Source organism: Saprospiraceae bacterium, assembly GCA_016712145.1.
Lineage (GTDB): Bacteria > Bacteroidota > Bacteroidia > Chitinophagales > Saprospiraceae > Vicinibacter.
The window spans coordinates 874,913-893,074 of record JADJRO010000003.1 but is presented as its reverse complement, the minus strand read 5'-3'; the positions used below and the strand labels follow the sequence as shown (position 1 = coordinate 893,074).

At 40.0% G+C, this 18,162-nt stretch carries 3 protein-coding genes; all 3 read right to left on the bottom strand.

All coding sequences use genetic code 11. The features are described from left to right. Positions 1-279 precede the first annotated feature (279 nt). The 3 genes from IPK91_16320 to IPK91_16310 all read right to left on the bottom strand — a co-directional run bounded on the left by IPK91_16320 (position 280) and on the right by IPK91_16310 (position 18,103). The gene (locus IPK91_16320) at positions 280-16,401 is read right to left on the bottom strand and encodes an HYR domain-containing protein (GenBank protein ID MBK8298805.1); all 16,122 of its coding nucleotides are present in this window, start codon (positions 16,399-16,401) and stop codon (positions 280-282) included. A 12-nt stretch (positions 16,402-16,413) separates the two neighbouring features. Then, the gene (locus IPK91_16315; GenBank protein ID MBK8298804.1) at positions 16,414-17,112 is read right to left on the bottom strand and encodes a hypothetical protein; all 699 of its coding nucleotides are present in this window, start codon (positions 17,110-17,112) and stop codon (positions 16,414-16,416) included. Positions 17,113-17,509: 397 nt separating this feature from the next. After that, complete coding sequence (locus tag IPK91_16310) at positions 17,510-18,103, bottom strand: hypothetical protein (GenBank protein ID MBK8298803.1); 594 nt, start codon at positions 18,101-18,103, stop codon at positions 17,510-17,512. Positions 18,104-18,162: the final 59 nt, after the last annotated feature.

Here is an 18,162-nt window from a genome sequence, read left to right as displayed (position 1 = left end):
GTAACATTGAATATTGAAAATTGAGCATTGTACATTGAGCATTGAGCAATAAAAATATTTGTTTCGAAGCAGCTATCCAAATTTTCAATGTTCGATGACTATTTAAAATTCAATGGGGCATTATAATTACCAAAAATCACATAACAAGTCAAAAGAATCAATCAATTTTTTCAATTGAATTAAACCGCTAGTTCAGATTTAAGTTTGGTCTAAATACAAATAAAATAAAAAGGCTGCCCAAATGGGCAGCCTTTTTATTTTGTCAACATTATTAAATGTTTATTTCAATTTAGTCATTCGCTTTGTAGCTGTGTGGCCTGCACCATCTAATTGATAGTAAAGAACACCAGAGTTTTCGATCTCATCTTTTTCGATCTTCAAGGTATTTAAACCTTTCACACCTTTGATATCATAAACCCGAACAACTTTTCCTGTAACATCATAGATTGTCAATAAAGCTGGACCTGCATTTGGTAATCTGAAGCTAATTGAAGTTTCCACCTCAAATGGGTTTGGTGAATTTTGGTATAATTCAAATACACCACTTTCAACAACACCATTGTCCGTACGAACACTTAAGTCAACTCCTTTAATATCCAATTTTGCATTGTATGCTTCAGCAGCAGTAATGTCGCTGGTAATTGCCAACAGTTCTTCAATATTAACATCTTTCATTGCTGTAAATGTCAATGAGAATAACACATCGTCTTTACCGAAGCTTAATCCTTCTTTATTATTCCAGCTGGTTGTGATGATTCCATTTTCAAGAGATTTCATTCCGAAATTAGATTCATCTACATTAAGAACTCCAGATTTTAATTCAGTATAAACCATTGCTTCCTGATCAAATTTCAGAGTAAACTGGTACCCTGCAATATCATTAAAGTTGCTTGATTTAAACTCAACGGTATAGGTCTCTCCGGCTTTCAATTTACCACTTTCAATTTCTAAATGAAGTTGATCGTTGTGTCTGCTGGAAATTCCACTGAAGTTATGTGCTTGCGCATTGTTGGTAACATCTCCCATTTTAATTGCAACAAAATCTTCATTATGCTTACCAGCGTCTGGCATTGGTATAATGGCTTCTCTTGGTGCCTTGAATGGATATGTAGGATCAACAAATGTATAAGCAGTAGGCACAAATGTCCAAGATTGTACTTTACTGAATTCAGATGTAATACCCAAAATCAATCTTCTAATTTCAGAAACGTCTGCTGAAGTTATTGTAGCACTGTTATTAACATCTGCTGCAATCAGTTTATAAGGACTGTTCAAGCTTTCGATTCCAAGAATATGTCTTTGGATTTTAACGATGTCTGCAGTAGATACTCCATTAATAGGATTATCAGTTCTGAATGGTCTAACCACATATTCGGAAGCAGGACCGTAATCCAAATCTCCAAACATGAAGTGCCCATCTGAATGTGTAATCACTTGTTTCTTCATGGATGGACCAACATACATTTGAACATCACCAAATTCAGTTTCATCACCTTTCTCTGTTTTCAAGTCTCCAGTGATTCTACCTTTTGCATTTCCTGTATTAGGACAAATATCCTGATTGTCTTGTACTATGATTACTGTTTTGCAGTAGTCAGTATTTCCTTCTTCATCTTCTACCCACATTTGAACATCTACCAACAACTCGTCATTTGCTCCTGCTGCTACGAAATCATCACAGCATATTGTTATGCTTGTTGCATTTGGATCTCCATTGAAATAGAATAATAAGTCATCCTGATCTGTACAGTTGTCAAAGCTTCCTCTGTCTAAATCTTTTGCCCAGATTGTTACGCACTTGCTCGCTGGCATTGGTACAGTAATTACTCCGGTCAAACAATATGGTGTTGGTGCTTTGCAATCTTTGATTTCAAATAATTGGCATAAGGTTCCAATGTTTCCGCAACCGTCTTCTACAAACCAGCAGATCTTATGGATACCAACTGGATAGTTACCACTTGCATCGAATGGATTGTTTTCATCATCAGCAGCTGGGTTATGGTGGAACAATGGCGTACGACCTGCAGCAAACTCTTTGCGAGTTAATGGACCTACTTTATAGTCATAGCCTGAATGAACTCCAATACCATCATTGAATAAATCAATTTTATAGTCATAGAATAACCAATCCAATGGGCTACAGTTATCTGTTGCATCTGCAGTTAAGCTGATGTGACCATAACAAATGTTGTCTGTTGCATTTTTAACTGCTGGTTCGCAATCTCCTACGCTGATACTTACAACTGGTTTGTCTGTGTCGTGAACTTTGATAATCTGTAAATATTCCCAACGACCTTTTGTAGGATCGATGCTAGGATCGTATTGACACCAGTCAATTACTGTCCAATGACGTAATACTTTGAAGCATGCATCTGGTTCGATTGTGAATATTTCATCCACATACTCGATACTGATTAATGAACAAAGATCATCTGCTCCATTTTCTACAACAGGTCTTCCTAATAATGGATTGTCTGGGCTGATGTCAGCACCACAACCATCAATTGTAGTTGCCTGACCTGTGCAGTTTCCTGGCCAGGTAATGTCATCATCAGGATCGCAATTGTCTGCTCCGTTGATATAGAATGGATCGCAATCAACAACCCAGATAATCTGAGTTCCTGTTACACTTACTCCATTTGGTCCACGAGCTACAATCGTACGGGTAATTTGACCCTGACCGCACTCTCTGTTATCATTTACACTGATGGTTGGTGTATTGCCGCAATTGCTTAATACATATCCGTCAAATCCCCAAACCAATTCATATTTTCTGTCATAATGCGCTGTATCAAACAAGCTTCTGTAGTAATCACAAGCTCTATTCCAAGCTGGTGGATTTGATGGTGGTGCACCAGGTACATAACCAGGATACCCGGTAATGTCATTGCGTACACAGTAATTGTAACAAACTAAGTCGTTAGTCACCACTTTATGACGGTCTCCTAAGTCAGTTACAACACGTCCAAATGTAGGATCGTTTGGATCATCTAATTTATCTACATCAAACCAGAACCAGCAGCTCACCACAATATTTGGTGGTGGAACAACGGTTGGTACTCCTTTATCTTGAACTTCAATTTCAATCATACAGTCACTGTAGTGACCAAATAAATTGCCATTTTGATTCATTCTACTTGGAGCAATTGGACCATCACCTGGCTCAAGATCAAATACTCTTAATACAACCATGATTTTCTTGCCAACATCAGAGCAGCAGAATTTCACATGGTCATCAAAATAAATTTGATTGCCATCTAAGATCGAATTGTCATCACCATTGACTCCAGCACAATTTGTACCGTTATCAGCTTGATTTGCATTGCTACCATTGTTAGTTCCTCTTAACTGATCCATGCGGATTGCCTTGTAGAATACATGGGCTTTACAGTTATCGAATGAACCATCATTAATGTCTTCAGCGAAAATCTTTCCATAGTTATCACCAGCGGATTGATTGCCGGAAATACTAACAACAATATTTCTATCACACACAGCAACTGGAGGTGTGTTATCAATAACGTTTACTTTGATTGATTTTTCTGTTTTATTACCACAAGCATCTTGTGCTGTAATAATTACATTATGACCTCCTAATTTCATATTGATAATGATCCAGCTTCCATCTGCTTGTTGGATTGGAGTACCAGTCCAAGAGCGAACAGTATAGCTCACTGAATCAGAGCAATTGTCGGTAATCCATGGGAATGGAACTTCCCAAGTACCATCACAAGTCCAAGGACCTGTACCTACGATTACTGTATCAGGATATGCAACTTTTGGTCCTTCCTCATCTAATACTTTAATTACTTGAATGTACTCAACAGGATTTACACCAGCTAATGGTGGTAAACACATGTTTCTAACTTTCCAGTAACGAAGTATTTCATAACCGTTTGCACATACATCATATACCTCATCATCATATCTGATAGAGAGATTACATTCTTTATTGTCTTTGCTTAATGGTTGACCACCCAAAGATGGGATACCAGTTCCTAACCATTTTACAACTTGAGTTGGTCCCCAACATGCACCGCTGTTTCTCCAGTTTGGATGCTCATCGTAATAAATTGGACTTGGATTTGGATGTTGATCATTTACACCACCTTCCAAATAATTCCAACCTAAACGTTTTGGTATTCTATCTCCACTTAAATCTCTTGTAAATGGATCTACAATACTTGGATCTCCACCGGTTGCATACCAGTATGCGCTATCCAACAGATATCCATCAACACAATATGGTGAAGGCAGAATATGCGGAGTAACGTCTTTATCGTAACGTTTTTCATTACATTTCAATGCTGGTAAATCTAGGTTATCATAACTACGTGGCCATTCAATTGCACTTAAGTCAAATCCTCTTACGCGGATTGTCTGAGTACACTGTGAGCCATTACCTAATTCATTGGTTACAGTAAATGTTCTGTGTATAATAAATGCAATTGGGAAATCGCAATCTCTTGCTTTTTCAATTACATCATCCCAATGAATATCATAATCAAATACACAAGTTGTGATTAGTGGATTACCTAATACAGATGGATCCAATGAAGAATTACAAGGTACTGTGGTATCTCTTGGACAAGAAATGGAAGGAGTTGCTTTGTATTCAATACAAACTTTGCTCCAGCATTTATTTCCTGTGGTAGGATCTATTACGGTTACTTTGAAACATCTACCGATATCAGCCGTAGTAAAATTGTTACTATGTCTGGCACCTGTAATCCAATCTTCAATTATTAATGTGAATTTGTCTTTACAACCATAATTGATACCTGCTAATAATTCATCAGCAGTTAATGTACCGGTACAATTTGGTCCTAAAGAGAAGTTTATTTGATCATGACAAGCTAAGTCCGTTCCATTTGGTCTAAACTCATTAACTGTGATTGTCCAAGTACACACTGAACTGTTTCCAGCTCTGTCTGTAATGGTAGCTCTGATTACATGAACACCAATACTCAATTGAGAATTTAATGGTGGATCAACAACCAAACGAGTTGAATCACAATTTTCAAACCAGTTTAATGCTGGGTTAACTTCTAAGAATGCAAAACACTCTCCACCCTGAAGATTAATAGTATAATCTTTTGGACAATTCAAGAATACAGGTCTTTGTGTATCGCGAACGGTTACTTTAAACTCGCAGGTTCCGGTGTTTCCAGACATGTCAGTCAATGTGTATACTACGCGTGTCATACCAACATCAAAACGCAGTGTGGTTTTAGAACCATTTGCAACGCGACCTCCTGTTGGAACTTTTGGCAATGGTGCACCTGCCATTGGAACTGGGATGTACTCAACATCTACAGTACCCATACAACAGTTGTCCATAACATCTGGATGAATCCACATTAAGTCAGCAGCACACAAGTTTGGAATGTTGCTTATGATGGTATCTCTTTGAGCATATGCTCTTTGAGAAATTATCGTCAATGACCAAGAATTCAAGGTAAGTGAAGATGGAGCAGGTGAATTGTTTTCAACTTCCAATCTCCAAGTACCCGCAGCAGATTTAGGACACAATACTGCAAGTGGTTGGTCTGGTTTATAGTTTAAGCCAGTTCCTAAAGTACCACAATTAGCTGCATTGATCTTAGTAGCATCTAAATCTGAAATTCTGAATGCATTGATATTGGTAGTACCATTGCAATTGCCATCATTCCACAATCTGATTCTTGTTCCATCAGGATGGATCAAGGTTACTTCTGAATTAGCAAAGTTTGTTACTGTTAAATTTAAGTTTCTAACCCAAACATCCAGGATCTTAGTTGCAGGATTTGCTGGAACTGTTAAGCTAAAGCTTGTACAGCTTGGTCCAGTTGCAGTTCCTGTTAAACCAGAGAACGTTAAGGTATCATTGGTTGCACACATTGGTGTTTCTGTATCTCTTACCAATACATTGAAACAACAAGTATCTTTTTGAGCAGCTATTGTTTGAACCGAAGTAGTCAAGCCATTGCTTGGGAATACAAACGGAACTAATATTGGATTTACAGTTCCAATGCTAGCTGGTTCGCAAGCTTCAGCCAATCTCCAGTCATTTGGAGTATTGCTGTCAAATATGCACCATCTGTAGTAAGAACCGCGATCAACATTGGTTGCGCTTATTCCATTCCAGCCAGCTGCAGTCATTGCAGGAGTACCCTGACCAGTAATGTTGTATCCATTGGTAGTAACTGCATCCACATTGCGTAATCCCAAATGATTCAACACATAGCCTCTTGGCATATTGATTACCGCTTCCGGTAAATTCATATTGTAGAAGAATCTTGCAGGATTATCCGGGAAGCCAGCAATTGCTGCACCAACGTGTAACGTCAATACACCACCTGCAGGTAATACCGGACCAGGCATATTTGGTAAGGTATAGGTACCAACCAAAACACCACCCTGGAAGATCTGAAGTGACAAACAACTTACATCAATAGATGATGGTCCGAAGTTTGTAATCTCAACATAATCTCCATTTGTATCTGAAGGCGCAATAAATGTAGGCAATGGACTTGTTGGTCCAACTACGATTGCATCTATTTGCTGGGTTACTTCTGTAATCAACAAAATCGGTTGATCTTGTACAGTATAACAAACAGAATTATTTCCTTTAGGGAAATTGCTTCCACTTGCATCGCGAATACCTTTCTTAAGGGTATCGCCTGTTTCATTTTTAATAACATATAATACAGCGGTATGCGGACAAACATCTTTAACGGATACTGGCGCAAGACCTTGTAAATTATTTACACCACAAACACCTGGAGTATTAATTACATCCACGTTTGCAGGACATGTTATGCTTGGTACATCCCAGTAGTCATTTACAACCACTTTAATAGTACAAGTATCTCTGTTATTGCAAAGATCTCTTGCTTCATATTTCAAAATAGTTGTACCAACAGGGAATCTGTATTGTACTGGATTTGGACCATAGATCTGAGTAATAACAATACTATCCTGATGTGTACAATTATCAATTGCAATCAATTTAGGTACTGTTACATACGCATCGCAATGATCTTTTTCTGCATCCTGAACAATTGGAGGAGGACAATTCAAGAATCTAGGTCTTGTTGTATCCACAATTGCAAATCGTGCACGGCTTGTAGTAAAGTTACCGCAATCATCCGTTGCTCTAAAGGTTACATCCACAAATCTAGAAGGACCGCATACGCGTACCCAGTTTAAGGACTGGTAGTCATTCGTATAAGTAATCTGATCGCTGCAAGCGTCAGTTGTAGAGAATCTTGCTCTGATATTTAACCATCCGATTAACTCATCATCATTATTACCTGATAAATTCTCACAAGAAATTGTGGTATCTCTTGCTGGTGTAACTAACGTTGGAGCCTGAGTATCTATGATAATAAAGGACGCTTCACGAGTAGCTGAATTTCCTGAACAATCGTAAGCAGTAAATCTATAAACAGTACTGTCCGTATTGCTGCAACGATCGTATTCTCTAACTAAATCATGTTCAACTCGCACGGTACCATTACAAGCATCAGCCTGGATTGTACCATTGCCATTAGCTGCCAACCAGGCATTTAATTGTGCAATGTTTCCTCTGCTATCGCATTGTGCTGTAGCATTTGATGGTGGTAATGACCAAACAGGAAGCGTTGTATCACGAATTATAAACTTCGCAATGGTTCCAACGGAAATATTTCCGCAAGAATCCAAAGCATTAAACATATAGGTTAATCTGCGATTTGCACCACAAGTAACTTCGGTACGCATTAATGTTGTATCCCAAACAAAAATTCCACCATTTAATACGTTCAAGTCTGTTTGAAGTGGAGTTGTGTTTAAGTAATCAAGCATGTTTTGCTTGAGGTTGGTTGCATTAGGTTGTGGTGAATGGAAATTCGTAGAAGTCATTCCACCAAAAAGTACTAAACCACCACCCCAGAAGCTTTCTGCTAATACAGTTCCATTGGTTCCGCCATTTTCACGAATGATTGTCTTCATAGTTGGAGGACCAACCAATGAATGTCCAAAGAAATTACCACTATATGTTGCGCCAGTTGGTAAAAATGGTCCATTGAAAATTGCATGTGGGTTTGCCTGAATTACATTGGCAGTAAAGGCTGGATATTGAATTACAACACCACCAAATCCAAGATTGATATTTGCTCCTTGGTTTGGCGCTGCATTTAAGAATAAGCGACCGCCACAAGTAACCCATGATTCTATGAGGTTGTTGTTATTTCCAACAAATGTATTAAATGCATTTGCAGCAGCATCCCCGCCATCTACATAAACCAATCTGTAGTTTCTTGAGAAGACAGTAGCAGCATTTACATTGAAATCAAAACGATCCCAATTTCCAACACCAAACACAGCATTCATTTCATTGGTGTAAGTGTTAGAACCCCATGGAAATGGATTCGATGTAATTAAAGCTACTCTTGCATTAGCCAATGGCTGACAGGTCAATCCACTGCATAAATCTGCAGCAGTTGCTCCACCATGATTTGCAATCCAAATTGCAAATTCCTGAAGATTACCTGTTCCATTACACTCAACCATGGTGTCTTTAGCTGGAGACAAGATAGAAGGTGCTGTTCTGTCAACAATCGTTACTGTTGCCTGAGCTGTACTTACGTTTCCGCAAACATCAAATGCTGAGAAGGTAACTAAAGCTGAACCTGTATTTCTATTACAACCACCGGATAATCCGTTGTAGTTGTTTGTATAATTAACTGTAGTTTGGCAGGAGTCTAAAGCAACTCCATTGCCATTAGAACGCAACCAAGCAGATACCTGAGAATATGGATCGTTTGAATTATCGCATTCTACTGTCAGATTTTGAGGTCTTACATTCCAAACCGGAGGTGTCTGATCTCTAACCTGTAAAGTAAATGTTATAGAAGAAGTATTTCCACAACGATCTCTCACGGTAAATACAACTGGTATTGCTGTTCCGCAATAATTGTTGATTAAGCCAGAGAAGTTATTGGTCCATGACAAGAAGGTTGATGCATCGCAAGCATCTGTAGCCGTTGTTCCAGCATGGGTATCAATCCAGTTGTAAACTCTTGCATATACATCATTTCCGCATTCTACCACCAAGTTTGCACCACCTGAAATAACCGGAGGTGTAATATCCTGAACTGTATAGTTTGCATAACCAACGCGTGTATTTCCACAAGCATCCGTAGCAGTAAATACAAATACATAGGTACCTGTACCTGGACTGCAAGATGACTGACGGTCAAAAACACGACTGGTAACTGTTACTCCAGCACAATTGTCAGAAGCACTTGCACCAGCTGCCCAAGTAGCCATAGATGGGCTTAGAGGGTTCTGGCAATTTACAGTAATCGGAGTTGGTAAATTTAAAGTCGATTTGACTGTATCTGTATAAATATTTAAGGTATAGCTGTTGTTACAACCATTTGGATCATCTACTGTATACGTAACTGCATATATTCCACAAGCATTGGCTACAAAGGTACCAGGACCTCCGTTTCCACTATTTGTAACACCTAAGCCCGTAAATGTACCTCCTCCCAATACAGGAGTTAAAGTAACTGATTGACCTAAACAAGGATTAACCGGACTGGCAGTAAACGTTGCATTCAATAAAGTACCATCACGGATGGAAATACGCTCACAATACACTTCGCTGCAAACAACTTGTGCATTTGGAGGTGTCACCTGATTAGGTCCTGATGTTGGTCCGCAAGATGGTGTTGTAATATTTTCTGTCATACACAGATCAAAAACTAATCCACCTACAGGAACCGGTCCATTGATTGTGAATGCACCGTTGGTTGTATTCAATGTGATCGCAGGAAGCGGTGTTGGGTTTGTTGCCCAAGATCTAGTCACTGTACCTGCAGGATCATAAGAAGGACTATTAACTAAAGGATTGAATGTAGTAACAGGATCATTGGTTGACCAACAAATCTCATTTTGTACACTAAATCCAGGAGTTGGTTGCTCAGATATCTGCAAACACGCTGTGTTTTGTGCAAAACATCCACCGCCTGTTGCTCCAGGTACTGTTTGAACTGTATATGTAAAGCAATAACAACCTGCTTGAGTAAATACTAAATTTCCTCCCATAATTTGAGCACCGGATGGTGGAGTACCTGCAAAGGTCCAGGTTCCACCACCTGTTGTAGCATTGCTTGCAAACAAGACAGATAATGGAATCACACCACCTGGTTCAAGAATACATGGTATTTGTTTGTTGACCAATGTAGCATTTGCTAATGGAGCAACGATGATATTTCTACTTAAAACGTTAGAACATCCGTCTGGACTTTGAACTGTATAAGTTACAACATGAGTTCCGACACCTGCAATTGAAGGACAGAATTCATAATTTGGATGACCACCAGTTGCTGGTTGTACTCCCTGACCGGTAAATATACCACCTTTAGTTCCAGTAACTAAAGCATCTAAATCAACACAAGCTGCATCCACACAAATAGGACCAAAACCAGTCCAGGTTGGACTTGATGCAGTCACTGTATTTGTAACGGTGATTGTTTGACAGAATTCCTTGCGGCATTCTACAAAAGTGCAACCACTGTTATCGTAGTGTTCTTGCATACAAATGGTTGCAGTACCTGCTCCTACAATAGTAACTACACCACCGTTAGAAACTGTTGCAACTGCATTGTTGCTAGAACTAAAGCCTCTAAAGAATAAGGTAGTATTCGGATGAGGCAATGTGCTTAATAAATAATTAGCAGGAATATCGTAGGTGATGGTTGGTACACCAACTGCCCAACAAGTCTGATCAGGAATACTGAATCTTGGTGTTGGTTCTTCACCTACGGATAAGGTATAATCAAAGCTGGATGTACATGCTCCGTCAGCGCCAGGGAACGCAGTCACTGTGTAACGGATGGTATAACAACCAGGATCTGAATAGATTAATGTATTGTTTTGAACAAAACCAGTAATGCCTGAGCCAATTGCATTGGTTGGGCTACTGATCAAGGTCCAGGTACCTCCACGGGTTGCTGTAGGACATAAGAATCCAGTTAAGTCAAATTCACCATGGGTATAGTAGCTCGAAATAAATACTGGTAAGGTACTTACTGCCGCATTCGTAAATCCACCATAAGTTTGAACTGAACCTAAACGGTGTACAGCACATGCAATACCAAAATTGTTTTGAGCGCAGACAGCAGTAACCGGTGCAAATACTTCTATATTATGTGTTTCTACTGCAGTACAACCAGCTCCATTTTGTACAGTATAAGTAACTGCATGGATACCAGGACCGGATAAAGAAGGACAGAATTCATAATTTGGATGACCTCCAGGTCCTAGTCTAACACCAGTTCCTGTAAATACACCTCCTGTAGTTCCTGTAATTCTTAAATCCAGGTCTACACAAGCATCGTCGGTACATAACGGACCGAAACGAGTCCAACTTGGTATAGACACTGCAGTCGTTTGGTGAACTGTCAATAATTCGCAATATTGTCTAGAACAGCTAATACCACCAGCTGCACCACATGCAGGATAGTTTAATGTTTCAGTTAAGCAAATGTTGAATACCCCTGCTCCCATGATGGTAACAGATGGGGTTTGACTGGTTGGGGTTCCAAAATTAGGAACAGGACCTGCACCAGATACGATGCTTGCAGTCCACTGGAAGGTTCTTGAAGAGGTACCATTACCATAGGTTTCCCCATGATAAGAAGTAGGCAATACTACAGAACCAGCAATGCCATTCCAACAAACTTCTTCAGCCAAGTCAAAGCCAGTTTGAGGCTCTTCGCCTAATGTAATAAAGATATCTTCAGATACAGCAGCACAACCACCGGTTGCACCGGTATATCTAGCAGGTAAAGAATAACGCAATTGGTAACAACCAGGACCTCCTCTCAAAGATTCATTACCAATAACGGCAGCTGAAGCACTTGAAATGATTGACCAGGTACCACCACGTGTTGTGTTAGTTCCTGCATACAATTGACTTAAATCGAATATTATAAATGGTCCGGAACCGAAGTCAAAGTCAAAACATGAGAATGAACGATCCGCAATAAGTGATGGATCATTAACCGGCGCCACATAAATTAATTTACAATTGTATTTCATACAATTGGCTTCACCCGTCATCACACAAATCAGGTGATAACCAGGACCTGCTACAGAAGGATTGAATGTACCGTTTGGATCATTTCCTGTACCATCGGTCACTCCATCACCGGACCAAATTACTTCAGCAATTCCATCAGGAGAACCTGCATTAACAGATGCGTGTGGATTGCTTAAGGATAAGGTAAAGCTTGTTACATCCGCGCAAATATTGCTTGGTAAGTTAAAGCTAGGATCGCTGGCAGCATAGACGATCATCACCATGGTATCAATATCCTGGCAGTTTGGACCACCGGGAGTATTTGTACCTATGGTATACGTTACAAGGTGCGTGCCTTCCCCAGCTACAGACGGACTAAATGTTGCAGTTGCTCCATTTCCGGCATTAACAACGCCAGGACCTGCAAAAACACCCGGATTTCCACAAAGGGAAGTTGTTCCATTATTTCTTAAAGTATATAAAGCAAGATCATTGGCGCAGAACGTTTGTTCGCCAATTAAATCAATATGTGCTTTTTGATTTATAACTATTGTTCCAATGCATGTTATATCCTGGGGACAACTAGTTATGGTATATTGATAAGTTACTGTTCCACAACCTCCTAAATAAACCAATCCATTAACCATATCTCCAGATTGGACATTTACAAAATTTGTGTTTCCAGCTTTTATTTTAACAAATCCATTTCCAGTTTGAACGCCAGCCATATTGACTTGTGATGATCCAGCATTGAATGAACCACCGCCACCGCCGCCATAGCGTGTATTATTAAATCCCCCAGTACAAGAAGGAGGGAAATCACCAAATGAATGCCAACCTCCGGCGCCACCAGAGTAGCCACCGCCACCGCCGCCGCCGACAGTACAATAAGCAGAAGCTCCACCACCGCCAAATCCACCATTAGCACCTAGAGAAGGATTAGCAATACCACCTGCACCACCATTGATAAAGGCTAAGCCACCACCAGTAATTCTTCCAAATCCAGTATTGGTTGCTCCGTTACCAGTCAAGCCACCGCCGCCAGCACCGTTTACTCCATTTGTAATAACGCAAGGAGAACCGCCACTACCGCCAACGCCTGGCGTACCAAAACCACCTGAATCTGCAGTTCCAGAAGTACCAATAGAAGCATCAACACCACCAAAGTTACTGGATCCGCCACCACCACCACCGGCAACAATTAATGGTGTATTTGTAGTTTGATTGAATACAAAACTACCACCACCACCACCACCGGCGCCACAACCATTGGAAAATCCTTGTTGTCCAACAAGAATCTGCAGAACGTGACCAGGAGTGACATTTACAGTACCAGACATTCTGGCTCCTCGTCCTCCATTAAATCCACCACCAGCTCCAATAGCTTCAATGTTTAATGAGGTTACACCTGCTGGCACAACATAGGTTTGTATAGAACCAGTGTAATTAAATTCTAAAGAATCTGAAGGTGTTGATAATATCGTAAACTTACCTCCGTTAATGGCTCTGCTATCCAGTAAATCAGCAAAAGAAATAGTTGCACCTGGTTCAAGACAAGCTCGGTAGTCATCTAGTGTACATGATCCAGCTACGTTATTTCTTACTTCAATTGTTATACAAAATGTTTCCTCACATTTAGGATCTCCGGCATTTACGCAAACGGTAAAAAACCCAGGTCCAGGCAAACCATCGGAATCTGTATCTGGAGGAGTGAATAAACCATCAACACCATTATCAGTAATACCATCTCCAAACCAACGAATATTGTCGGCTGTTAATGGATTTCCAGCTCTATCCAATGCATTAAACATACTCAAGGTCATTGGCCAAGTTCTGGTTTCACATTGTGGTCCAGGATTTGTAATGCCAGTTACACTTGAATTATTTGAAGCTGGTTTTTGATAAATTGTAACAACATCGGTCCTTGAAATTTCAGGACAAACGCCTGATGGATCTTGTACAGACCAGGTAATGCTGTAATTACCTGCAGGTGGATTTAAATTAAAGCTTGGGAAGGTAAATGCTCCAATTGTAGTCATATGAGTTCCTCCTGGAATTAATCCGGAAAATACCCGTACGATGTAATTGTCACAACCTCTTAAATTAGTTAAAGTTGAGAAAGTTGCATCTCCTTGACATCTGATATCTGTTGTTGCAACTTCCAATTCAGCACAACGGTGGAAGTCAACTAAAATGGTGTCTCTCCGTGCATTGTTGTTGCAATCGGTATATTCATAAATTACGCGACTAATTCCGCAACCGTCATTGTATAAAGCTGCATGGGAATTACCCGGTCCTGGAGGAGGTAATAAAACAAAATCTAAACCACCAGGATTCTGGATAATCCAGTTACCACCCTCTGGGGCAGAACCTAATAAGAATGTTTCTAAATCAATTAATTCATCCGGACAAGCACACAATGCAAAATCCGCGATCAAATAAGGAGGATTTGTGCTTTGCTCCACGTTTATAACACGTGTTAATTCAACGTGGCAATTGGCATCACCTATCGTATACGTTACAGCATAAGCTCCTGGTTGGGTCGGATTAAAAATACCACCACCCGCATTGCAACGACCTGGAGATACTTGATCACCACTCCACTCACCACAAGTTACTCCTGTAATAAATGTGCATAAATTTAAAGGCAATTGTCCGGTATTCAAACAGATACGGCCCGGATTGGTCCAGTTTGCGTCTGCTGGATTTGCACGAACGAATATTTCGCAAGTACCAATATTTGGATTCACATTTCCAGCACAATCTCTTGCGCCCAATTCAACTATATCTGGGCCTAAAAAATAACAATCATATGTGTAACAAGGAAATCCAGGTGGATTATTACAAACAGTAAAAATTTCAGGGCTAGGATCGCAATTGTCCGCAACGGTTGCTAAACCATCAAAAAAGTCAGAAGGCAACGTAGCAGTAGTATATTGACAGGTAACCGGATCAACATCTAAGTTAAGATAAGTTACTCCCGGAGGGCAAACAACAGTACCCGATGGGGCTGTATTGTCAGAAATAGTAATAAGAACACCGCAATTGTGAATGGTTGGACCATTTCCATTGCAGTCTGTATAGCTAAAGCTAACATTTAAAGTAATTGGACCGTTACAAAGCAAACCAGCGGCATTAAATGGACCAGGAGGAGGTGTTTGAACGATTGCAGCTGGATTGATTGGATCGCAATTGTCTGCAAACAAACCTGCAAATCTCAAATCAGGAATGTTTACGGTACAATTTGCCCCAGCAAATAAATTTTGAGGAGGAGGACACAATGCAGTAGCTGTTGGAGGGGTATTATCCAGAATTAATAAGTTAAACGTACAACAGTTGGAAGGAAGAGCCGGAGGTACCGGATCTAAATTACCATTTCCAAAACAGTCTCGCGCACACAATCTCACTAAATCCAATCGAGCAGATGGACAAATAGAACCTCCAGGAACTCTTGTAGGAAATGTATTTACAGGAGATAATGGAGCGACCAACCGGATACTATACGTAAACGCCGGACCGCCGCAGATATCCGTTGCACTTGCCAAAGGTCTGTAATCTGCCAAAGTTGTTTGACAATTTGCATCCCAAAAAGTAGTCTGCTGAGGTGGACAAGTAATTGTAGGAATGGTTAAGTCCCTTAAAGTTACAGATTGTATTCCAGTACCTGTATTGCCGCAAGCATCTGTAACACGAATGGTTACTCCGAATGGACCTTGCGGACTGGTTGGGCAAGTCAGGGTTGGTGGCAAAGCAGAAATGACCGTTGCTGTACTTAATAAGAAAGCATCTGTGGTACAATTATCGTCCACATTACCTGCATTTAAGGTAGCGGTTATCTGTGCTGCTGTCACGGTACAACCCGGGCCGACATCTAAAGTAATGCCAGGAGGAGTCACCGTTGGAGGTGTATTATCTCTTAATAAAATCACATCTGTGCGTACCAATGAACAAAGGATGTCATCTGATGGGTCGAGCAGATTACCTGCAAAGAAAAATAGAGCTGTGACCAATACGTTGACATCTTCATTATTACAGGTGCCTGCTTTAGGCGCTGTATAAGGAGTGCCAGCAAGTGGTGCTTGGCTTATGTTAATTAATACGTACCCTGCACCAGGGGTGGCAGTCCACCGAGGTAAAACGTTTGGTACAACAACACTACAGCCCGCATCGAAGTTGACTGTAAGATTTGGTGGTCCAGTTGGTCCGGTCAAGGTATTTCCGGAGCCTACGGTACAAGTCGGCTGTGCGAAAGCCATTGGAGTCAAGCCTAGGATTAGGGCTAAACTACAACACCATCCGAGTAACCTGGATCGTAAACTGGCGTCAAATGTGGAAAGGTTTATCATGAGATTAGTTTTTTAATTTGATTTAACTTCGTTTTTCGTTTGGCTGACTTCAGAACCTTCAACCAACTTGTTAATAAAATATAGTTTCGTAGAGGGTTTGAGATTAAGCTCGTCTTCAACTTTCAACTCGTGCCCGTCTAAGGTTAATTTCTTTTTATCGTAATCATATATAAGTAGTTTGCCGACCATGGTTCTAACAGGGGATTTGCCTTCCTCTGTTGAAAATCCAAAGCCAACATAATTGAACATGAAATCCAAATTTTCCTGAGTTACCATTTCTGGATAAACCAACTGACTGAATTTGGCTTGATCCAAAGATTTCATCGCCGCATCGGAAGGAACCAATACCGTATAAAGCAAATTACTAGGGCGCATAAACACCGAAATGAATTTGCCCCGCTCCATAAATTCAGCGAAATGAGAATAACCCGGTTTGGATTTAACACCGGCTATAATGTCTCTGTATAATTTTTGAAGGGTTGTGTCTGAATCAAAAGGACCTTTAACTCCACTGCCTTCATTGGCTTGTTGGGTGGATTCTACTTTGACCAAGCCGGAATCCTGTGCAGTCACTTTGACTTCTTTGGATTGATTTGCGTTTGATTCGTTGCAAGAGGAAAGCAAAAAGACCGCAACTGCCATGCAGCAGTTTAACAACCATGTATGTATACATAGCTTGAGCGTAAGTTCTAGCTTGGTGCGTCTTTTCATTCCTTGGTTTGGTTGTTTATAAATTAAAAATCCCTGGGAGTAGTATGGCTACTCATCAGAAAATCAATCATTTATAAATAATTGCTTCGTCATCGGAGGCTTCGTTCATCCGATTTATACCTTGCAAATATAAACAGGCCTTCATTGCCTAGTTAAAGAATGCAAAAAAAATTTATATTTTTTTTTTAATAACGTATATCACTGTGCAATATAGATTTATACACATTATAGATATAGTTAATGTGTTAAATTAGGGGGTATTGGCATTGGGTGGATACCGAGCTCATATTGAATAAGCAGTGAATTTGTAAATTCATAATTAATCAGCTTTTACGTATATGATTAATTTGTAATGCAACTAGCATTTTTCATCCATTTTATCAAAAAATTGCATCGATTATCTGTAAAGTACCGAATCAATTTGAATGACTTCTAACCTTTCAGAAACCAGTTTTTGAGTCCTCATTTTATAATCGGTTGATCCCAGCCGAACTTTTTTCTGGTCATCAAGCACATAGACTTCTTCTCCAAGCAAGGTTTTTGAAGGAATTCTCGGATCTCGCCGTTTAGGCACTACCATGATGTGGTGTAATAAAAATTCAAGTCGGTAGCCTTGATTGTATCTACTCGTATCCCTCAAGACTTGCTTTTTCTCTTCCGGGATGCTGGTAAAGCCTTTATCGGTCACTGCAAGGATTTGGTAAGTCTGGTAACCCGCATTGACAAATAAATGCCTGCTCCTAAATTGATCTATTAAATGGTTGAATTGGTTGCAGTTGCCTTGGGCTTGCAAATAATCATAAATCTGAGCCATGATTTCATGAGATTGTGCTTCTTTCTTTAAATCCTCTTCTGTTTTTTCAGCAGGGGTGGTTGGAAAACTGGTGGCGGGTGGTGGCGTATCCACTGCTGGTTTTGATTTTTTACAAGATTCTGCCAAAAAGAACACAAACGGAAAACACATCAACTGAATAAGACCTATTTTTAACATAATAAGAGCGTATAGATTAAGCCGCAAAATTACATCAAAGCGGGTTTAAACACGATCAA

Coding starts and splice junctions, on each gene's coding strand:
- IPK91_16315 (MBK8298804.1), bottom strand. CDS start 17,112: ATGAAAAGACGCACCAAGCTAGAACTTACGCTCAAGCTATGTATACAT.
- IPK91_16310 (MBK8298803.1), bottom strand. CDS start 18,103: ATGTTAAAAATAGGTCTTATTCAGTTGATGTGTTTTCCGTTTGTGTTC.
- IPK91_16320 (MBK8298805.1), bottom strand. CDS start 16,401: ATGATAAACCTTTCCACATTTGACGCCAGTTTACGATCCAGGTTACTC.